Source organism: Herbaspirillum sp. SJZ099 (assembly GCF_007828355.1).
In the GTDB taxonomy this organism is placed as follows: Bacteria; Pseudomonadota; Gammaproteobacteria; order Burkholderiales; family Burkholderiaceae_D; genus Herbaspirillum.
Map to the genome: position 1 here is coordinate 1,110,526 of NZ_VIUO01000001.1, position 19,361 is coordinate 1,129,886.

Annotated in this window: 19 protein-coding genes; 11 read left to right on the top strand and 8 right to left on the bottom strand. The window is 64.6% G+C overall.

Annotation, left to right across the window (positions count from 1 at the left end; all coding sequences use genetic code 11):
- Positions 1–79: 79 nt before the first annotated feature.
- From FB597_RS04775 to FB597_RS04795, 5 genes are all read left to right on the top strand, one after another.
- Positions 80–616 (top strand): response regulator transcription factor, encoded by a 537-nt coding sequence (locus tag FB597_RS04775; protein WP_141916941.1) that lies wholly within the window; start codon positions 80–82, stop codon positions 614–616.
- Positions 617–710: 94 nt separating this feature from the next.
- The gene (locus FB597_RS04780; protein WP_370454633.1) at positions 711–1,961 is read left to right on the top strand and encodes an ABC transporter substrate-binding protein; all 1,251 of its coding nucleotides are present in this window, start codon (positions 711–713) and stop codon (positions 1,959–1,961) included.
- 43 nt (positions 1,962–2,004) lie between these two features.
- A complete protein-coding gene (locus tag FB597_RS04785; RefSeq protein ID WP_141916943.1) occupies positions 2,005–3,897 on the top strand; it encodes an ABC transporter permease in 1,893 nt (630 codons plus the stop codon).
- Positions 3,894–4,670 carry an ABC transporter ATP-binding protein gene (locus tag FB597_RS04790; RefSeq protein ID WP_141916945.1) on the top strand — a complete coding sequence of 259 codons (777 nt, stop codon included), beginning with the start codon at positions 3,894–3,896 and terminating at the stop codon, positions 4,668–4,670. Before FB597_RS04785 ends, FB597_RS04790 begins: the two co-directional genes overlap by 4 nt.
- Positions 4,667–5,335: an ABC transporter ATP-binding protein gene (locus FB597_RS04795; protein ID WP_141916948.1), complete on the top strand. Its 669-nt coding sequence runs from the start codon at positions 4,667–4,669 to the stop codon at positions 5,333–5,335. Before FB597_RS04790 ends, FB597_RS04795 begins: the two co-directional genes overlap by 4 nt.
- On the opposite strand, the gene bioD is transcribed toward FB597_RS04795, so the two are convergent.
- From bioD to bioB, 5 genes are read right to left on the bottom strand one after another with little or no spacing between them, the layout of a single operon-like run.
- Positions 5,294–6,022, bottom strand: a complete 729-nt coding sequence (bioD, locus tag FB597_RS04800) for a dethiobiotin synthase (protein WP_141916950.1) — start codon at positions 6,020–6,022, stop codon at positions 5,294–5,296. The two genes, FB597_RS04795 and bioD, sit on opposite strands and share 42 nt — an antisense overlap.
- The gene (gene bioA, locus FB597_RS04805; RefSeq protein ID WP_144768278.1) at positions 6,019–7,353 is read right to left on the bottom strand and encodes an adenosylmethionine--8-amino-7-oxononanoate transaminase; all 1,335 of its coding nucleotides are present in this window, start codon (positions 7,351–7,353) and stop codon (positions 6,019–6,021) included. Before bioA ends, bioD begins: the two co-directional genes overlap by 4 nt.
- Positions 7,350–8,525: an 8-amino-7-oxononanoate synthase gene (bioF, locus tag FB597_RS04810; RefSeq protein WP_141916955.1), complete on the bottom strand. Its 1,176-nt coding sequence runs from the start codon at positions 8,523–8,525 to the stop codon at positions 7,350–7,352. The genes bioA and bioF overlap by 4 nt, the downstream gene beginning before the upstream one ends.
- Positions 8,522–9,805, bottom strand: coding sequence for a cytochrome P450 (locus FB597_RS04815; protein ID WP_255515803.1), 1,284 nt, complete (start codon positions 9,803–9,805; stop codon positions 8,522–8,524). The genes bioF and FB597_RS04815 overlap by 4 nt, the downstream gene beginning before the upstream one ends.
- 38 nt (positions 9,806–9,843) lie before the next feature.
- Positions 9,844–10,863 carry a biotin synthase BioB gene (gene bioB, locus FB597_RS04820; RefSeq protein WP_141917096.1) on the bottom strand — a complete coding sequence of 340 codons (1,020 nt, stop codon included), beginning with the start codon at positions 10,861–10,863 and terminating at the stop codon, positions 9,844–9,846.
- A 125-nt stretch (positions 10,864–10,988) separates the two neighbouring features.
- On the opposite strand from bioB, the gene FB597_RS04825 reads away from it, so the two are divergent.
- A complete protein-coding gene (locus FB597_RS04825) occupies positions 10,989–11,630 on the top strand; it encodes a GntR family transcriptional regulator (RefSeq protein WP_141916957.1) in 642 nt (213 codons plus the stop codon).
- Between the two features lie 51 nt (positions 11,631–11,681).
- On the opposite strand, the gene FB597_RS04830 is transcribed toward FB597_RS04825, so the two are convergent.
- On the bottom strand, positions 11,682–12,260 hold the full coding sequence (locus tag FB597_RS04830; RefSeq protein WP_255464053.1) for a hypothetical protein: 579 nt from the start codon (positions 12,258–12,260) through the stop codon (positions 11,682–11,684).
- On the opposite strand from FB597_RS04830, the gene FB597_RS20445 reads away from it, so the two are divergent.
- Together FB597_RS20445 and FB597_RS04840 are read left to right on the top strand one after the other, a co-directional pair.
- Entirely contained in the window at positions 12,255–12,740 is a 486-nt protein-coding gene (locus FB597_RS20445; RefSeq protein WP_255464052.1) for a hypothetical protein, read from the top strand. The two genes, FB597_RS04830 and FB597_RS20445, sit on opposite strands and share 6 nt — an antisense overlap.
- A 58-nt stretch (positions 12,741–12,798) precedes the next feature.
- Positions 12,799–15,207 (top strand): DNA polymerase II, encoded by a 2,409-nt coding sequence (locus FB597_RS04840; protein ID WP_141916964.1) that lies wholly within the window; start codon positions 12,799–12,801, stop codon positions 15,205–15,207.
- A 17-nt stretch (positions 15,208–15,224) separates the two neighbouring features.
- Here the strand turns inward: FB597_RS04840 and FB597_RS04845 are convergent, their stop codons facing one another.
- Positions 15,225–15,410 carry a hypothetical protein gene (locus FB597_RS04845; RefSeq protein WP_141916966.1) on the bottom strand — a complete coding sequence of 62 codons (186 nt, stop codon included), beginning with the start codon at positions 15,408–15,410 and terminating at the stop codon, positions 15,225–15,227.
- A 195-nt stretch (positions 15,411–15,605) separates the two neighbouring features.
- Positions 15,606–15,731: a hypothetical protein gene (locus FB597_RS20450; protein WP_255464051.1), complete on the bottom strand. Its 126-nt coding sequence runs from the start codon at positions 15,729–15,731 to the stop codon at positions 15,606–15,608.
- A gap of 101 nt (positions 15,732–15,832) precedes the next feature.
- On the opposite strand from FB597_RS20450, the gene FB597_RS20455 reads away from it, so the two are divergent.
- The 3 genes from FB597_RS20455 to aspT all read left to right on the top strand — a co-directional run bounded on the left by FB597_RS20455 (position 15,833) and on the right by aspT (position 19,351).
- Complete coding sequence (locus FB597_RS20455; RefSeq protein WP_255517071.1) at positions 15,833–15,988, top strand: hypothetical protein; 156 nt, start codon at positions 15,833–15,835, stop codon at positions 15,986–15,988.
- Between the two features lie 24 nt (positions 15,989–16,012).
- A complete protein-coding gene (locus tag FB597_RS04850; RefSeq protein WP_304599182.1) occupies positions 16,013–17,554 on the top strand; it encodes a TrkA C-terminal domain-containing protein in 1,542 nt (513 codons plus the stop codon).
- A 108-nt stretch (positions 17,555–17,662) separates the two neighbouring features.
- Positions 17,663–19,351 carry an aspartate-alanine antiporter gene (gene aspT / locus FB597_RS04855; protein ID WP_144768280.1) on the top strand — a complete coding sequence of 563 codons (1,689 nt, stop codon included), beginning with the start codon at positions 17,663–17,665 and terminating at the stop codon, positions 19,349–19,351.
- Positions 19,352–19,361 lie beyond the last annotated feature (10 nt).

Here is a 19,361-nt window from a genome sequence, read left to right on the forward strand (position 1 = left end):
GCCTGGCATAGGCGCCCAAACCCGATCTCGCCATACAATAGCGGGTTGGGAAAGTAGAAAGAAATATGGAAATTGCAACATGACGGTTGACCGCCTGCTCCTGATCATCGAGGATGACGCCGCCTTCGCCCGCACCTTGAGCCGCTCGTTCGAGCGCCGCGGCTACACGGTGCTGCAAGCCTCCAACCAGGAAGAGGCCGCGGCTCATCTGCAGGACCACAATCCGGGTTATGCCGTGGTCGACCTCAAACTCTCCGGCAACGCCTCGGGCCTGGCCTGCGTGCAGATGCTGCACGCCCACGATCCCGCCATGCTGATCGTGGTGCTGACCGGCTTCGCCAGCATCACCACCGCGGTCGAGGCGATCAAACTGGGCGCCTGCCAATACCTGGCCAAACCTTCCAATACCGATGACATCGAAGCCGCCTTCGGCCATGTGGCCGGCATGGCCGAACTGGAATTGCCGGCGCGCGCGACTTCGATCAAGACTCTGGAGTGGGAGCGCATCCACGAAGTGCTGGTGGAAACCGACTTCAACATCTCCGAAACCGCCCGCCGGCTCGGCATGCACCGCCGCACCCTGGCGCGCAAGCTGGAAAAGCAGCGCATCAAATAAGCCGCAGTACCGCGCCAGGCCCGCTACTGCGACAACGGTTATGATTACGCCTGCGCGCCGCGCCAAGACGGCAATGACCTCTGAAGGGAACAACGTGACACATCGCATCGGCTTTCTCCAACGCTTCCAACGTCTCCAATACCTGAAATGCAGCAGCCTGCTGGCCGTCGGCGCCGCCATCCTGGCCCTGTCCGCAGGCCCGCTGGCGCAGGCGCAAAGCACCATCAAGATCGGCGAGATCAACAGCTACAAGGCGCAGCCGGCTTTCCTCGAGCCCTACCGCCGCGGCTGGGAAATGGCCGTCGATGAGGTCAATGCCGCCGGCGGCGTGCTGGGCAAGAAGCTGGAAGTGATCGCGCGCGACGACAACGGCAATCCCGGCGACTCGGTGCGCATTGCCGAGGAACTGATGACGCGCGAGCGCGTGGCGCTGCTGTTCGGCGGCTTCCTCTCCAACACCGGCCTGGCGCTGACCGACTACGCCAAGCAGCGCAAGGTGTTCTTCCTCGCCGCCGAGCCGCTGACCGACAAGATCGTCTGGCACAACGGCAACAAATACACCTATCGCCTGCGTCCCTCCACCTACATGCTGGTGGCTTCTGTTGTGAAAGAGGCGGTCAAGCTGAAGAAAAAGCGCTGGGCCATCGTCTACCCCAACTACGAATACGGCCAGTCGGCCGCAGCCAGTTTCAAGGCGCTGATGCAGCAGGCGCAGCCGGATGTGGAGTTCGTCGCCGAACAGGCGCCGCCGCTGGGCAAGATCGATGCCGGCGCGGTCGCCCAGGCGCTGGCCGACGCCAAGCCTGACGCCATCTTCAACGCGCTGTTCGCCGCCGACCTCGGCAAGTTCGTGCGCGAAGGCAATACCCGTGGCCTGTTCGATGGCGTGGAAGTGGTCTCGCTGTTGACCGGCGAGCCGGAATACCTCGACCCGCTCAAGGGCGAAGCGCCGGTGAACTGGATCGTCACCGGTTACCCCTGGTATGCGATCAACACGCCCGAGCACAAGAAGTTCGTCGACGCCTACCGCAAGAAATACAACGACTATCCGCGCAACGGCTCGCTGGTCGGCTATGCCGCGCTGATGTCGATCGCCGCCGGCATCAAGAAGGCCGGCAGCACGGATGCCGACAAGCTGGCCGCGGCTTTCTCCGGCCTGCAGGTCGATACCCCGGTGGCGCCCATCGTCTACCGCGCGCAGGACCACCAGTCCACGCTGGGGGCTTTCGTCGGCCGCACCGGCCTCAAGGATGGCAAGGGAATCATGACCAGCTTCACCTACATCGACGGCGCCGCGCTGCAATTGCCGGACGCCGAGGTGAAGAAGCTGCGCCCGGCCGATTGATTGCGCCTGCCATGAGCATTCCTCTTTGGCGGGCGCGGCTCCCATGACGCTGGCCAGCCTCACCGTCCAGCTGATCAACGGCCTGGCCGACGCCTCCGCCATGTTCCTGGTGGCGGCCGGCCTGTCGCTGATCTTCGGCGTCACGCGCATCGTCAACTTCGCGCATGGCTCCTTCTACATGCTGGGCCTGTACATCGCCTACACCCTGGTCGAGGCCATCGGCGCCAGCGCCGGCGGTTTCTGGAGCGCCGTGCTGCTGTCGGCGTTTGCCGTGGCCATCATCGGCGCGGCGGTGGAAATCCTCATCCTGCGCCGCATCTACCGCGCTCCCGAACTGTTCCAGTTGCTGGCCACCTTCGCCCTGGTGCTGGTGATCAAGGACGCTGCGCTCTGGGCCTGGGGCCCGGAAGACCTGTTCGCGCCGCGCGCGCCGGGCCTGGAAGGCGCGGTACACCTGCTGGGCCGCCGCCTGCCGCAATACGACTTGCTGCTGATCCTCATCGGGCCCCTGGTGTTCGGCCTGCTGTGGCTGCTGTTGAACCGCACCCGCTGGGGTACGCTGATCCGCGCCGCCACCCAGGACCGCGACATGCTGGGCGCGCTGGGCGTGAACCAGGCCTGGCTATTTACAGGCGTGTTCACGCTGGGCTGCTTCCTGGCCGGCCTGGGCGGCGCCTTGCAAGGACCGCGCATTCCCGCCAACCTGGCGCTGGACCTGGATACCATCGGCACCACCTTCGTGGTGGTGGTGGTCGGCGGCATGGGATCGATCGGCGGCGCTTTCGCGGCGGCCTTGCTGATCGCCGAGGTCAAGGCCCTGTGCATCGCGCTGGGCAACGTCTCGCTGCTGGGCATCGAGTTTTCCCTGTCGCGCCTGACGCTGGTGGTGGAATTTTTGGTGATGGCGCTGATACTGGTGGTGCGGCCATGGGGCCTGTTCGGCAAACCGCTGGCGCCAGCGCGTGGCGGCGCCGGGCATGAATTGCCGCTGCGTCCGGCCAGCCGCGCCGCCCGCCTGGCGGGCATGGCGCTGTTCGCGCTGTTGCTGGCCTTGCCGCTGCTGGCCGACAGCTTTCCCTATCTGCCGGTGCTGATGGTGGAAATCCTGGTGGCCGTGCTGTTCGCCGCCAGCCTGCACTTCATCATGGGGCCGGGCGGCATGGCCTCGTTCGGGCATGCCGCGTATTTCGGCTTGGGCGCTTACGGCGCCGCGCTGCTGGCGCTGAAACTGCAATGGCCGATGGCCGCCGCCTTCGTCGCCGGGCCGGTGGTGGCGCTGCTGGGCGCGTTGCTGTTCGGCTGGTTCTGCGTGCGCCTGTCGGGCGTCTACCTGGCCATGCTGACGCTGGCCTTCGCCCAGATCGTCTGGGCCGTGATCTTCCAGTGGGACGACGTCACCGGCGGCAGCAACGGCCTGGTCGGCATCCGGCCGATCGAAGCATTGGCCTCTCCCGTCGCTTACTACTATCTGGCGCTGGCATGTGCCGCGGCCGGCGTCTGGCTGCTGCGCCGGGTGGTGTATGCGCCGTTCGGGCTGGCGCTGCGCGCCGCGCGCGATTCGACCGTGCGCGCCGAAGCGCTGGGGATCGACGTCAAGCGCGTGCAGTGGCTGGGCTTCGCCGTGGCCGGCGTGTTCTGCGGGCTGGCCGGCGTGCTGTTCGCCTTTTCCAAGGGGAGCATTTCCCCCGAAGTGGTCGGCATCAACCGCTCGGTCGATGGGCTGGTGATGGTGATGCTGGGCGGCCTGCAAAGCCTGCTCGGCCCGCTGCTCGGGGCGTCGCTGTTCACCTGGCTGCAGGATGTGGTGGCGCGCGAGACCGATTACTGGCGCGCCTTGCTGGGCCTGGTCATCCTGGCGCTGGTGCTGCTCTTGCCCGGCGGCGTGGCCGGCCTGCTGCGCCGCTTCGAACGCCGTTCGGAGGAGGCTGCGCCATGAGCCTGCTGCAGGTCAGCCATCTCTCCAAGGCCTTCGGCGGCGTACAGGCGCTCGACGATGTGTCGTTCCAACTGCCGGCCGGGCAGTTGCTGGCGCTGATCGGCCCCAATGGCGCCGGCAAGTCTACCTGCTTCAACATCATCAACGGCCAGCACAAGCCCGACGGCGGCGCCGTGCTGCTGGACGGAAAGGATATCGCCGGCCTCGGCCCGCGCCGTATCTGGCGCCGCGGCGTGGGGCGCACTTTCCAGGTGTCGGCCGCCTTCCATTCGATGACGGTGCTGGAAAACGTCCAGGCCGCCTTACTGTCGCACCACCGCAAGCTCGGCCAGCTGTGGCGCCCGGCCGCGCGCTACTACCGCGACGAGGCGATGCACTTGCTGCAGCAGGTCGGCATGGCGCCGCAAGCGCAGCGTGCCTGCGGCATCCTGGCCTATGGCGATATCAAGCGCGTCGAGCTGGCCATGGCATTGTCCAACCAGCCGCGCCTGCTGCTGATGGACGAGCCGACCGCCGGCATGGCCGCGCACGAGCGCCGCGAACTGATGGCGCTGACGCGGCAACTGGTCAGCGAACGCGGCATCTCGGTGCTGTTTACCGAGCACAGCATGGACGTGGTGTTCGCCTTCGCCGACCGCATCATCGTACTGGCGCGCGGCCGGCTCATCGCCGACGGCGTCGCCGCCGACATCCGCCGCGACGCGCAGGTGCGCGAAGTCTATTTCGGCTCCGGCAGCACCTTCGAAGACCGGCCGGAGGAGGACATGGCATGAGCACGCCGCTGTTGAAAGTGGAAGGGCTCAACGCCTTCTATGGCCAGGCCCATATCCTGTTCGACCTGCAACTGGAGGTCGGGCGCGGCGAGGTGGTGGCGCTGACGGGGCGCAACGGCGCCGGCAAGTCGACCACCCTGAAGGCGTTGATGGGGCTGCTGGACGGCACGCAAGGCAGGGTGGCTTTCGACGGCTGCGACATCGCGCGCCTGCCGTCCTACAAGCGGGCGCGCCTGGGCCTGGGTTTCGTGCCGGAAGACCGCCGCGTGTTCACCGAATTGAGCGTCGTGCAAAACCTGGAAACCGGACGCCAGCCGCCGCGCCCCGGCGCCCCGGCATGGACGCCGGATGCGCTGTTTGCACTGTTCCCCAACCTGGGCGCCATGCCGCAGCGGCCCGGCGGCCAGATGAGCGGCGGCGAGCAGCAGATGCTGACCATCGCCCGCACGCTGATGGGCAACCCGCACCTGCTGTTGCTGGACGAGCCGTCGGAAGGCGTGGCGCCGGTGATCGTGGAGCAGATGGCGGCCATGATCGTCAAGCTCAAGCAGGCCGGCATGGCGGTCTTGCTGTGCGAGCAGAACCTCCACTTCGCCCGCCTGGTCAGCGACCGGGCCTATCAGTTAGATCACGGCCGCATCGTCCGCGAGGGCGGCCTGGGCTAAGATCGCCGGATCGAGCAGGCCCGCCGCCATGGCCGCATCCATGCCGTCGCGCCACGGCAGGCGGCCCAGCATCGGGGTGTCGATGCGCTGCCGCAGGCTGGCCACCATCGCCCCGGATCGAGGTTCCTGCGGATCGATGACATTGGCCACCCAGCCGGCCAGGCGCAGGCCCCGGCCGGCGATGGCTCGCTGGGTCAGCAGGGCATGGTTGATGCACCCCAGCCGTATTCCCACCACCAAAATCACCGGCAGGCCCAGCCGGGCGGCAAGATCATCGCTATTGGCGTTGTCATTGAGCGGCACCACGAAACCGCCGGCGCCTTCGACTATCACCATATCCGCCGCGCGCCGGATTTCCCGGTAGCAGCGTTCGATATGCGCCAGCTCGATGGGTATCCCCTCGGCCTGCGCCGCGATATGCGGGGCGGTCGCCTCTTTCAGCTGGTAAGGATTGATGATGGCCGCGGGAAGGTCAACGTTGGCCTGGGCGCGCAGCATCTCGACGTCTTCGTTGCGCCAAGCGTCGCCATCGCGGTATGCGCCCGACGCCACCGGTTTCATGCCGGCCACCCTGATTCCGCGCTGCGCGAACAGGCGGATCAGCGCTGCCGATACCAAAGTCTTTCCCACGCCGGTATCGGTGCCGGTGATGAAAAATCCCGCCGTATTTGTATTATGCGTATTCATGCGGCCTCCATCACCGCATCGAAGGTGCGCCGTATCCGTTCGGCCAGCCAGGCGGCGTCTTCCAGCGCCAGGAGATAAGGCGGCATCAGGTAGATGGTGTTGCCGATCGGCCGCAGCAGCAGTTCGTTGCGGGCGGCCGCGGCGGCGAAGCGGCGAGAGAAGCCGGGTGGCCCGTCAATGGCGGCATCGCAGGCCCAGATCATCCCGGTCTGGCGGAAGTGGGCGATGCGCGAGTCCTGCGCCAGCGGCTGCAGCGCCTCGGTCATCGCGGCGGCGAATACGCGGTTGCGCGCCAGCACATCGTCGTCCTCGAAGATGGCGAGCACCTCCAGCGCGGCCCGGCATGCCAGCGGATTGCCGGTATAGGAATGGGAGTGCAGGAAGCCTTTGCGCACATCGTCGTCGTAGAACGCTTCATAGATGGCGTCGAGCGTCATCACCAGCGAGAGCGGCAGGTAGCCGCCGCTGATGCCCTTGGACAGGCACAGGAAATCGGGCCAGATGCCGGCCTGCTCGCAGGCGAAGAAGCTGCCGGTGCGGCCGCAGCCGACCGCGATTTCATCGGCGATCATATGCACCCGGTAGGCATCGCACAGCCGGCGCACGCCGGCCAGGTAGCCGGCGTCATGCATGGCCATTCCGCCGGCGCATTGCACCAGCGGTTCGACGATGACGGCGGCGATATGGCCCCGGCGTTGCTGCAACAGTCGTTCCAGGTCCGCCAGCGCGCGCAGCGCGACATCCGCGGCGCTTTCTCCGGACCGCGCCAGGCGCGCGTCGGGCGAGGCGGCGACATGCGATGCCCGCAGCAGGCTTTCATAAGGTGCGCGGAACAGGGCCGTGTCGGTGACGCCGAGCGCGCCCAGGGTTTCGCCGTGATAGCCCCCTTGCAGGCAGATGAATTCGCGCTTGTTGCCATCTCCCGCGTTGCGCCAGGCATGCGCGCTCATCTTCAGGGCGATTTCGACGGCCGAAGCGCCGTCCGAAGCGTAAAAGCAATGGCCGAGCGCGTGGCCGGTCAGGGCCGACAGTTTTTCCGACAGGGCGACCACCGGCTCATGGGTGAAACCGGCCAGCATCGCATGCTCAAGCCGGTCGAGCTGATCCTTCAGGGCGCTGTTGATGCGCGCATTGGTGTGGCCGAACAGGTTGACCCACCATGAACTGATCGCATCGAAATAGCGGCGGCCGTCCGCATCGTGCAGCCAGGCGCCGTGGGCATGCGCAATGGCGATCGGCGGGCTGCTTTCATGGTGCCGCATCTGGGTGCACGGATGCCAGACGCTGCGCAGGCTGCGCGCGACCAGCTCGCCGGAGCGTGAATCATTCATGCAGCTTCCCCCACAAGCGCCGAGGCGGCGTGCAGCAAGGCCTCGGCCAGTTGTTCCAGCTGTTGTTCGGTGTGCACGGCGGACAGGCTGATCCGCAGGCGCGCCGTTCCCTTGGGCACGGTCGGCGGACAGATCGCCGGCGCCCAGATGCCGCGGCTGCGCAGGAAATCCATCAGGTCGCGGGCGCCCTTGTTGTCGCCGACGATCAGCGGCTGGATCGCCGTCGATGACGGCAGCAGTTTCCAGGGCAATGGCGCCAGCCGCTGCCTGAGATAGGCGGCGCCTTCCCGCAGGCATTCGCGCCGCCATTCGTCGCGGCCGATGAGGGTCAGGCTGGCGCTGACCGCCGATGCCATCATGGCCGGATTGGCGGTGGTGAACATATAGGTCCGGGCGCGTTGCATGAGCCACTCGACCAGCTCGGCCGGCCCGGCCACGAAGGCGCCGGCGACGCCGGCGGCCTTGCCCAGCGTACCCATGTAGACCAGGCAATCGGATTGCAGGCCGAGGTGTTGCAGGCTGCCGCGCCCCTGCGGCCCCAGCACGCCGAAACCGTGGGCATCGTCCACCAGCAGCCAGGCGCCGTGGCGCTCGCATATCGCCGTCAGTTCCGCCAGCGGCGCGAGGTCGCCATCCATGCTGAAGACCGCATCGGTGACGACCAGCTTGCGCGGGCTCCGGCATTTGGCCAGCAGATGTTCCAGCCGCGCGACATCGTGATGCGGATAGACGCTGAAGTCGGCGCGCGACAGCCGGGCGCCGTCGATCAGCGAGGCATGGCTGAGCCGGTCGAGGAAGACCGCGTCGCCGGCGCCCACCAGCGCGGTGATGGCGCCGATGTTGGCCATGTAGCCGTTGGAAAAATACAGGGCGCGCGGCATGCCGACGAAATCGGCCAATTCCCGCTCCAGCGTTTCGTGCGCCCGCGCATGGCCCGAGATCAGTGCCGACGCGGCCGCGCCGACGCCATAGCGCTGCGCCGCAGAGATCGTGGCATCGATGATCCCGGGATGGCTGGCCAGGCCGAGATAGTCATTGCTGCAAAACGACAGGTACGGCACGCCGTCGACTTCCAGGATCGGCCCCTGCGGGCCGTCGACCACGCGCCGGGTGCGGCGCAGGCCTTGGGCGGCCAGTTCGGACAGGGATTGGGAGAAGTGGTTTGCGCTCAATGGGGGCTCCCGTGGTATGTGGCTTGCCGCGCCTGATGCATGGATGGCAGGGGCGGTATGGACGGCAGATGGCAAGTCAGGGGCAGCCGTTCCAGCGCGCGATAGGCGCAATTGTCTTGCCAGGCCAGGCCGGCGGGGCCCAGCGCCATGTCGGGCATGGCCCGCAGCAGTGCGCCAAAGGCGATCTCCGCCTCCATGCAACTGAGCGCGGCGCCGATGCAGACGTGCGGGCCGTGGCCGAACGCGAGATGGTTGCCTTCATCGCGGGCGATGTCGAAGCGGTGCGGCTCGCTGAAGCGTTCCGGATCGCGGTTGGCGGCGCCGATGTGCAAGATCGCCAGCTGGCCTTTGCGCAGCGTCTTGCCGCGCAGTTCAATGTCGGCCAGCAGTCGGCGGCCGGTGTATTGCACCGGGCTGTCATGGCGCAGCATTTCCCGGATGGCGTTGCGCAGCAGTGGCGGCGACGCCTTCAGCCTGGCCCATTGCTCCGGATGCCGCAGCAGCGCCAGCAAGCCGTTGCCGAGCAGGTTGCGGGTGGTTTCGTAGCCCGCAAAGAGCAGGGTGCAGCATTGCGCCAGGGCTTCGATGCGGGACAGGCGATGCTGCCGGTGCGCCAGCATGATGCGTCCCAGCAGGTCGTCGCCTGGGGTGGCGCTTGGAGTGGCGCTTGGAGTGTCCGCGCGCGCCGACATTTCATCCTGGAAGAATCCGGTCATGCAGGCCAGCGCCTGCTGCGCGCGCCGGGCTTGTTCGGCGGTGGGCGTCGGGCTGCCGATGAACGCGGCCAGGTCGGCCGCCCAGGCGACGAAGCCGGGCGGCTGCCCGGAGGTGATCCCCAGCATGCGGGCGATCACCAGCGCCGGCAGCGGGCGGGCGAAACTTTCGATGAAATCGAAGGCGACCTGGCGCCGTCCGTCGCCGCTTTCCCCGGCTGTCGCCTTTGCGCAGAGCGCGGCGATCAGTTGCTCGGCAATGCCGGCAATGGCCGGCGCCAGCGACTGCAAATCGTTCGGTTTGAAACCGATGTTGACGATGCCGCGCAGCCGGCGATGGGCGCGGCCATCGACAAACAGCAGGGAGCGCGAGAACACGCGCTTGAACTGGTCCAGCCCCGGATCTGGCAGCGCATGCGGCAGGCCGCCCTCGGGCGAGGCGAGCGTGCTGTTGATCCAGCGGGCCGCGCGCCGTACCGAGAACCGCGGGTCGCGCAAGGCGGCGGCGACGTCGGCATAACTCCTGATGATCCAGGCGCCGCCGCAAAATTCCTCGTTCCATTCCACGGGCGCCTCATGTGCGTGATGCGCGCCATCCTGCCGCATCACGATGCGCAATCCGCAGGCATGGGCTTGATGCCAAGCCGCGCCAGCAAGTCCTGGTCGGAAGAGAGGGCGGCATTGGGCGTAGTCAGTAGTTTGGCCCCGAGGAAGATCGAGTTGGCGCCGGCGGCGAAGCACAGCGCCTGGGTAGCTTCGCCCATGCTTTCGCGGCCGGCCGAGAGCCGGACCATCGACTTCGGCAAGCTGATGCGCGCTACCGCCACGGTACGGATGAATTCGAGCTCGTCCAGCGGCGGCGCATCTTCCAGCGGCGTGCCCTTGATCGGCACCAGATGGTTGATCGGCACCGACTCCGGCTGCGGCGTCAGGGCGGCCAGCTGCGCGATCAGCATGGCGCGCTGGCGGCGCGTCTCGCCCATGCCGACAATGCCGCCGCTGCAGACGCGCAAGCCGGCATCCTGCACCTTGCGGATGGTGTCGAGCCGATCCTGGTAGCTGCGGGTGGAAACGATGTTGCCGTAGAAATCCGGCGCGGTGTCGAGGTTGTGGTTGTAGTAATCCAGCCCGGCCTGCTTGAGCGCCTGCGCCTGGGTTTCTTCCAGCATGCCCAGCGTCATGCAGGTTTCCAGCCCCAATGCGCGCACCTCGCGCACCATGGTTGTGAGTGTGTCCATGTCGCGCTGCTTGGGATTGCGCCAGGCCGCGCCCATGCAGAAACGGCTGGCGCCTTGTTGCTTGGCGTCGCGCGCGGCGGCCAGCACATCCTGCGTCGACATCAGCTTGGTCGCGGTGATATCGGCCGACTGGTGCCGGGACGATTGCGAGCAATAGCCGCAGTCTTCGGGGCAGCCGCCGGTCTTGATCGACAGCAGGCTGGACAACTGCACCTCATTGGCCGGGAAGTTGTCGCGATGGACGGTTTGCGCCCGATACAGCAAGTCGAGGAAAGGCAGGTCGAACAGCGCCTGGACTGCGTCCGCATTCCAAAGGGAGGAGGCGGAATCGGCAGCCGAAGAACCGCGCTGGGGCGGCGCCCACTGGATCGTGCATTCTGATTGCATCATATCCTCCAAAAAGTATAGATAAAATGAAATTGACGACATCATCACGTAGAATGGTGCGTTTGGCGGATTCTATCTTCCGTCATTTTCATTTAACAATTTCTTTTTTTATAGATTATCTATAAATGGATCATCAGCAGAAAGACGCCGGCACGACCGCGGAACGCATCGCCGAGGCGCTGCGCATGCGCATCGTGCGCGGCGAGATAGCGGGCGGCGCGGCGCTCCGGCAAGACCATGTGGCGGAGGAATTCCAGTCCAGCCATGTCCCCGTGCGCGAAGCGTTCCAGCGCCTGGAAGCGCAGGGCCTGGTGGTGACCTTGCCGCGTCGCGGCGTGCGCGTGACTTCGCTGAACCCGGCCGTCATCAAGGAAAACGTCGAGATGCGCGCCGCGCTGGAGATCCTGGCGCTCAGGCACAGCGCGCCGAAATTCACGCCGGAGCACATCGAACGCCTGGAGCAGGCGCATGCCGCATGTTCGGAAGCCGCTTCGCTGGCGCAGTGGGACGCGGCCAATAACCTGTTCCACGAAATCCTCAGCAGCGAATGCGGCATGCCCAGGTTGCTGGCGGTGCTGCGGCAACTGCAACTGACCAATTCGCGCTACCTGTTTTCGACCGGCTTCAAGCGCGGCTGGCAGCCGCGTTCGGACCACGATCACATGCTGATCATCGATGCGCTGAAAGAGAAAAAGGTCGACCGCGCGCTGCAGCTGCTCAGCATGCATATCGGGACGATGGAGAGGGTGGGCTTCTCAGCGGCCTGAGCCGGCGCATAAGGCGCCATGGCAGGCATGGCGCGCAAATTGGAGACGCCGTCAGCGTGCCCCGGTCGGCGCCAGCAGGCCGTTGACGGCATCGTTGACGATCACGGACGGCAGCGAATTGCGGTCGTTCCTGACGATCACCATATCTTTCTCGATATCGCCCGGCAGCGCCAGTTGGCCGATGTAGGCGCAATCCGCGCTGCAGGTGTAGCGCAGCACGGCCTTGCCGCGGCTGGCCTCGATGATGTACTGGCCGTTCTCTATGCCGTAGTAGCGCACGCCCACCAGCGCCGCCGCTGCGCCGGCTTGCGGATCTTCATAGAAATACTCCCCGCTGTCGACGCGCACATAATGCGGCCACGGCATGGCTCCGGGCGGGGCGATGCCGGCAATCTGGACATCGTTGAGCTTGAGCCGCAGCGGTTCCGCGCGTACGGTTTGGGCTGCCGCTGCGGCCTTGTCCGGCAGGCGTACGTCGCCGGCAAGGGCGCTGCCGGCCTGTGCCTGCAGCTCGGCCTGGCGGCGCCGGTACCAGTCGAGCAGGCAGGCGCGATCGCGGCAGTTCTGTTCGCGCCAGCGCCATTGCTGGTCCGAAGCGATGGTGAAGGCGCGCCTGTCGGCGGCATGCATGCGGGCCAGGCGGAACGCCTTGCCCAACTGGTCGTCCAGCGCGGAAAGTTCGCTATCTCCGCAAATGGTTTTTTCGTTGGCGGAACCGGCTTTGCTGCAATCGAAACCGGCGGCAACGGCCGGGGCGCTGGCGAAGGCGCAATGCGCAGCGAAGGCCGCAGCGTAAAGGATGGTTTTCTTCATGGCGTTGGCGAAATGACGTGGCGGATGATCGGCATCGGGAACTGGAAGGCGGAAAGCGGAAAGCGCCGCGGGGCAAGCGTGAGCGGCGTTTCCATGATGTTCCTCCCATGTTGCGGCGATGCGATATGCGCAAGCATGGCATCGCCGTTGCAGGCGCAAAACGACAAGAAGAGAGGTCTTTTTTTTAAAATCTTTGCAGGTGAAAAAGCGTGTTCGGACTTCTTTACATCCGAATTCCGGATGCGGCTTCGATGGCATGCCGATGCATTGCGCGCGGCGCGTTTCCTATCCAAGTAAAATCGCGTTTTCACGACGGTGAAGCGAAGCCGGCGGGATACCAGGGAGACGGACAGGAATGCAGGACAAGGGCGGCCGGGATGGCCGGGATCAAGTGCAGGAAGGCGAGCGCCGGGGATTCATCCTCAGCCGCCATTGGCGCGATACGCCTGCCGGGATCGAGGTCGAACTGTGGCTGGCCACCGATGACGGCCCGCAATGCCTGCGCTTGCCGCCGCAGCAGGCGGTGGCCTTCATTCCCCGATCCGAGCGCGAACGGGTGGAACCTTTGCTGGCCGGCGACGGCAGTTTCGAACTGCGTGCGCTGGACAACCTGAAAGACTTCAGCCAGCGGCCGGTGATGGGGCTGTATGCGCGCCATTATCGCAAGCTGCTGAAGAAGGAAAAGCAACTGATAGAAAACGGCATCCCGGTCTATGAGGCCGACGTGCGCCCGCCGGAGCGCTACCTGATGGAACGCTTCATCAATGCGCCGCTGGCTTTTTCGGGAACGCCGGCGGCCGACGGCGCGCTCACGGAGGTGCGCATCCGCCCGCTGGCGGGCTACCGGCCGCAACTCAGGCTGGCCTCGCTGGACATCGAAACCAGCTGGCACGGCGACCTGTATTCGATCGCCCTGGAAGGCTGCGGGCAGCGTACCGTCTACACCCTGGGGCCGGCCAGCGGCGCCGTGGACACGGTGGATTTCGCGCTGCATTTTTGCGCCAGCCGCAAGGAGCTGATCGAACGCCTCAACGAATGGATGGCGCGCCACGACCCGGACGCCATCATCGGCTGGAACCTGATCCAGTTCGACCTCAACGTGCTGCAGAAGCAGGCGGACAAGTTCAAGACGCCATTGCGCCTGGGGCGCCGCGGCGCGCCGCTGGAATGGCGCGAGCACGGTTTTCGCGCCAACCACATGCTGGTGACGGCGCCGGGCCGGCTGGTCATCGACGGCATCGAAAGCCTGCGCTCGGCGTTCTGGAATTTCCCCTCGTTCAGCCTGGAAAACGTGGCGCAAACGCTGCTGGGGGAGGGCAAGGCGATCGCCACGCCTTACCAGCGCATGGATGAGATCGACCGCATGTTCGCCGAGGACAAGGCGGCCCTGGCCACCTACAACCTGAAAGACTGCGAGCTTGTCACCCGCATCTTCGCCAAGACCGAGATCCTCGAGTTCCTGCTGGAGCGCGCCAGCGTCACCGGCTTGCCGGCCGACCGCAGCGGCGGCTCGGTGGCGGCGTTCACCCACCTCTACATGCCGCACATGCACCGCAAAGGCTATGTGGCGCCCAACCTGGGCGACGCCGAAGCCATCGCCAGCCCGGGCGGCTTTGTGATGGACTCGCGCTCGGGGCTGTACGACTCGGTGATCGTGCTGGATTACAAGAGCCTGTACCCGAGCATCATCCGCAGCTTCCTGATCGATCCGGTCGGACTGGTGGACGGCATGCACAACGAGCCCGAAGCCGATACCGTGCCGGGCTTCAACGGCGCCCGCTTTTCCCGCCGCAGCCATAGCCTGCCGGCCATCATCGAGCAGATCTGGCAAGAGCGCGAGGCCGCCAAGCGGCACGGCAACCAGCCGCTGTCGCAGGCGCTGAAGATCATCATGAACTCCTTCTACGGCGTGCTGGGCTCGACCGTGTGCCGTTTCTTCGATTCGCGCCTGGCCTCGTCGATCACCCGGCGCGGGCACGAGATCATGCACCGCACGCGCGAACTGATCGAAGAACAGGGCTATGAAGTGATCTATGGCGATACCGACTCCACCTTCGTCTGGTTGAAACGCGCGCACAGCGATGAACAGGCGCGCGCCATCGGACTGGACCTGGTGCGCACGATCAACGACTGGTGGCGCCGCCGCCTGCGCGAGCAATACCAGTTGGACAGCGCGCTGGAACTGCAATTCGAAGTGCATTACCAGCGCTTCCTGATGCCCAGCGTGCGCGGTTCCGACGTCGGTAGCAAGAAGCGCTACGCCGGCTACGTGCGCACCGCCCAGGGCGAAGACAAGCTGACCTTCAAGGGACTGGAAACCGTGCGCACCGACTGGACGCCGCTGGCGCAGCAGTTCCAGCAGGAGCTTTACCTGCGCATCTTCAGGAAGGAGCCTTACCGCGAATACATCGCCGCGTATGTGGCCGACCTGCTGGCGGGCAAGCTGGATGCGCAACTGGTCTACCGCAAGCGCCTGCGCCGGCAACTCGACCATTATGAAAAGAATGTGCCGCCGCACGTGCGCGCCGCGCGCATGGCCGACGAGGTGAACAAGGGGGACGGGCGGCCGCTGCAGTACCAGCAGGGCGGCTGGATCAACTACGTGATGACCACGGCCGGGCCGGAGCCCCTGGAAAAACGCAGCGCCGCCATCGACTACGCGCACTATCTGGAGCGCCAGCTGGCGCCGGTGGCCGACGCCATCCTGGCTTTCGTCGGCGACAGCTTCGCCAGCGTCACTTCACCGCAACGGGAACTGTTCTGACGGGGCGGTTGCAGGGACTATCGGGGCAGGTGCGAATCGGAGTCGCCAAGGCGAGCCGCAATGCCCTGCGGTTTGCTCCCGCTGCTGCGGAAAACCTTGCGCCAGATGAAGTAGCCGAATGCCAGCGCGCCTACCACTACGTACAAGGCGTAGAAGGTCAATGCGTAGGCCCCGTAGTGCGCCAAGGTTTGGAAGATGTTCATTTTTCCCTCATGCAGGAAGGGAGACGTGTTGTCATCGCGTCATCCTGTTTCCTGCCAAGCCAGTCGTATATCGGGAGTTTTCCGTCCCGGTGTGTATGCATTTCGATTCCCGTCGAAATGCCCGATAGACCATTGTGCCAAGCAATTCGCGATTGCTCCAGAGGGAAAATCCCGAAAAATCATAAAACCGGGCAATCAATCGCTATCGCGAGTGCCGCGCATTGCATCGAAAACCATCCCCATTGAAGCGGCAATGCCATTTTCAATGAGGGCCCTGGCCCTCTCCGTTTTTGCAAAAAATGGATTGATCAACTTGTGCATTGACGCTTTTGTATTTATCAAGCATTCTGCTTACCTTGTATGTAACTGGCCATGCGGCAATATTTTTTAAAACTAGAAAATAAATCTGCCATGGGTTGTTTATGACGAATTCGATTGTCGCTTTATTGACGGCAATTCCAGAGGCGGTATTGTTTGCCGCGCTGGCCATTGGATATGGCCTTGGAAAAATAAAATTCGGACCGATTCAATTAGGCGGCGTATGCGGAACGCTGATTGCCGCGCTCGTCCTCGGCTAGCTGGGCGTCACGCTTGCCCCGCATATCAAGACCGTTTTCTTCGCGCTCTTCATCTTCTCCCTGGGCTTCGCCGGCGGCCCGCAATTCTTCGCCAACCTGAATGCCAAAGGCCTGCGGCTGGGGGCGTTTTGCCTGATCGAAGTGGTGGTCGTACTCTGCATGGTGCTGGCCGCGACATACGTATTGCAGCTTGATCCGGGCACCGCCGCCGGGTTGATGGCCGGGGCCGCCACCGAATCGGCGATCGTCGGCACGGCGACCGATGCCATCTCAAAACTGCCGCTCCCGATTGCGCAAGTCACGCAATTGCAGGCCAACATTGTCACCGCCTATTCCATTACCTATATCTTTGGACTGATCACGATTGTTATCGCGACAAGCCAGGTGTTCCCATTGCTGTTGCGCATCGATATCCGCGCCGAAGCAAAAAGGCTCTGGGCGGAAATGGGAGGAGAGGGCGATGACCGGGAAAACGCTGTCATCGCGGCGCCCGACCTGGTCGGGCGTATTTATCGGATCGGCGGGCCGGCCAGTGCGGCGCCAGGAAAGACCATTGCCGAGATCGGCATCCAGCTGGGCGACCGGATCAGCATCGTGCGCATGCACCGGCACGGAAATGACGTCGCCATCCATCCGGCGCTGCGGCTTGAACCCGATGACGAAGTGCTGGTGGTGGGGCGCCGCGACGCGTTGATCAGGATAGCCCCCTTGCTCGGCGAAGAGTTGGCCAACACGCCGGAATTGAATACGGGGTTGCACACGCAAAACATCGTCGTGCGCAACAAATCCCTGCAAGGACGCACGCTGCTCGAACTGCTATCGGGCTTGCCGCCCAACCTGCATATCGCCATGATCAGGCGTGGCGAACAGAGTTTGCCCTTGCTTCCCGAGGTTGAGCTGCAGCTCAACGATGTCATCCGGCTGTGCGCCGTGGCGGCGACATACAAGGCGGCATTTTCCGAGGTGATCCCCCTGATCGGAAAACCCCTCCCGGAAAACCGTCGGAGCAATATCGGCGTGTTGGGACTGGGGATACTGCTGGGGATTTTCCTCGGCGGACTGAGCGTACGCATCGGCGATACGCCATTTTCGGCCGGCACCGGCGGCGGCGCCTTGCTGACCGGGCTGCTGCTGGGGTGGTATGGCGCAAAACGCCCCGATCTTCCTACCATCAACAAGGATGCCCTGATTCTTCTCAAGGATATCGGGCTCACGGTTTTCATCGCCTGCGTCGGCCTGGAAGCGGGCCCCCAGGCCTTGGATCTGCTTTCCCGGTATGGCATCACCTTGCCATTGATCGGCGTCGCCGTGGCGCTGGTTCCGGCACTGGTTTCGTTGCTGGTGGGGCATTTCTTCTTCAAGTTGAGCGCGCCGATCCTGCTCGGGGCGATCGCCGGCCAACAATGCAGCACGCCGGCATTAAGCGGCATCCAGAATGCCGCCGGCAACTCCACGCCGTTGCTCGGGTACACCATTACCTACGCGATTTCAAATGTCGTGTTGCCCCTGCTTGGTCCACTGGTCGTTGCATTGGCCGGTGTCGTGGGGCAGATGGCGAGGCATTAGAATGCATTGCATCACTCACATCACTCACCGCGAGATTGGGTCTGGGCAAGTATTGATAGAACGCATCCACTGTATTCACTTTATTTACTGTATTGAAAGGTGATAATCATGGAATGGTTACATCAGTTATTTTCACGGTCTTCTGAAATTGCGTTGTTCCTGTCCCTTGCGGTCGGCTACTACATAGGGAAGATCCAGTTCGGGAAATTCCAGCTCGGCGGCGTCGCCGGTTCGCTGCTGGTTGCCGTCTTGGTCAGCCAGGTTGGCGTCACCATCGATCCCGGCGTGAAGTCGGTGCTGTTCGCCCTGTTCATCTATGCCGTCGGTTACGAGAGCGGCCCGCAATTCTTCAATTCGCTGGGCCGGCAATCGGTCCGCGAGATCATCCTTGCCGCCGTGCTGGCCATCACCGGGCTGGCGACAGTGGTCGTCATGGCGCGGCTGTTCGGGCTGGATAAGGGGTTGGCAGCCGGCGTGGCCGCCGGAGGGCTGACGCAATCGGCCATCATCGGCACCGCGGGCGACGCCATCAACAAGCTCGGACTGGCCGCGGAAGAGGTCCAGCGGCTGCAGGGCAATGTGGCGGTCGGCTATGCCGTGACCTACGTATTCGGATCGTTCGGCGCGATTCTGGTATGCGTCAACTTGCTGCCCAGGTTCATGGGGCGGAGCATCAAGGAAGATGCCGTGCGCGCCGAAACGGCCATGCAAGGCGGCCTGCAAGTCCTGGCTCCCGGGCAGGAAGCCGCCGCGCCGGACCTGGTCGGCCGGATCTACCAGATCGGCGACCATGCCGACCTCACCGTCGAGCAGCTTGAAAAAGAGCATGCCGCGCATGGCATTACCATCGAGCGTCTCAAGCGCCATGGCAAGATCATCGAAATATCGCCCGAGCTCAAGCTGGAGACGGGCGACATCGTCCTGGCGGTCGGACGCCGGCAGGCCATGGTCGATATCGTGCCGATCTTCAGCAAGGAACTGTACGCGGTCGAGGGAATGGAGCTGATGATGGAGCGGCGCGACATCGTCCTGGTCAACAAGGAATATCACAACAGGACGGTCGGCGACATCCGCGCCAACACCTCGCAACAGGTCCGGCACGGCATCTATGTCGTCCAGATCCAGCGCATGGGGAAAGTACTGCCCATGCAGGAAAAAACCGTGGTCCAGGCCGGCGATGTGGTGTCGGTATTCGGCTCGGAACAAGATATCAAGCGCGTCTCTTCCCTGATCGGTTATGCGGTCGTGCCCAGCGCCAAGACCGACTTCGTCTACCTCGGCGCCGGCCTGGTGGTCGGTTTGCTGGTCGGCCTGCTGACGGCGCGCATCGGCTCGATTCCATTGACCCTGGGCAGCGGAGGCGGAGCCTTGCTATCGGGCTTGCTGTTTGGCTGGTTGCGCGCCAAACGCCAGACCTTCGGCGCGATGCCCAACGGCGCCGTGCAGATCCTCAAGGACCTGGGGCTGGCCGGCTTCGTGGTGGTGGTCGGCCTGTCATCGGGCTTGCAGGCGGTGCAGACCGTCAAGCAGCAAGGGCTGACCCTGTTCGGCGTGGGCGTGGTGGTCACCGTGCTGCCCTTGATCCTCACCATGCTGATCGGCCGCTACGTCCTGCGTTATGACAATGCCGCCATCTTCGCCGGCGCCCTGAGCGGCTCGCGCAGCGCCAATCCGGCGTTCGGCGAGGTGCTCGACAAGGCCGAAAACTCGATCCCGACCGTACCCTTCGCCATCACCTACGCGCTGGCCAACGTCTTCCTGACCTTGTTGGGGCCGCTCATCGTGGCGTTGGTATAGAGGATTTCCC

Coding starts and splice junctions, on each gene's coding strand:
- FB597_RS04775 (WP_141916941.1), top strand. CDS start 80: ATGACGGTTGACCGCCTGCTCCTGATCATCGAGGATGACGCCGCCTTC.
- FB597_RS04785 (WP_141916943.1), top strand. CDS start 2,005: ATGACGCTGGCCAGCCTCACCGTCCAGCTGATCAACGGCCTGGCCGAC.
- FB597_RS04790 (WP_141916945.1), top strand. CDS start 3,894: ATGAGCCTGCTGCAGGTCAGCCATCTCTCCAAGGCCTTCGGCGGCGTA.
- FB597_RS04795 (WP_141916948.1), top strand. CDS start 4,667: ATGAGCACGCCGCTGTTGAAAGTGGAAGGGCTCAACGCCTTCTATGGC.
- bioD (WP_141916950.1), bottom strand. CDS start 6,022: ATGAATACGCATAATACAAATACGGCGGGATTTTTCATCACCGGCACC.
- bioA (WP_144768278.1), bottom strand. CDS start 7,353: ATGAATGATTCACGCTCCGGCGAGCTGGTCGCGCGCAGCCTGCGCAGC.
- bioB (WP_141917096.1), bottom strand. CDS start 10,863: ATGCAATCAGAATGCACGATCCAGTGGGCGCCGCCCCAGCGCGGTTCT.
- FB597_RS04825 (WP_141916957.1), top strand. CDS start 10,989: ATGGATCATCAGCAGAAAGACGCCGGCACGACCGCGGAACGCATCGCC.
- FB597_RS20445 (WP_255464052.1), top strand. CDS start 12,255: ATGCATGCGGGCCAGGCGGAACGCCTTGCCCAACTGGTCGTCCAGCGC.
- FB597_RS04830 (WP_255464053.1), bottom strand. CDS start 12,260: ATGCATGCCGCCGACAGGCGCGCCTTCACCATCGCTTCGGACCAGCAA.
- FB597_RS04840 (WP_141916964.1), top strand. CDS start 12,799: ATGCAGGACAAGGGCGGCCGGGATGGCCGGGATCAAGTGCAGGAAGGC.
- FB597_RS04845 (WP_141916966.1), bottom strand. CDS start 15,410: ATGAACATCTTCCAAACCTTGGCGCACTACGGGGCCTACGCATTGACC.
- FB597_RS20450 (WP_255464051.1), bottom strand. CDS start 15,731: ATGCACAAGTTGATCAATCCATTTTTTGCAAAAACGGAGAGGGCCAGG.
- FB597_RS20455 (WP_255517071.1), top strand. CDS start 15,833: ATGACGAATTCGATTGTCGCTTTATTGACGGCAATTCCAGAGGCGGTA.
- aspT (WP_144768280.1), top strand. CDS start 17,663: ATGGAATGGTTACATCAGTTATTTTCACGGTCTTCTGAAATTGCGTTG.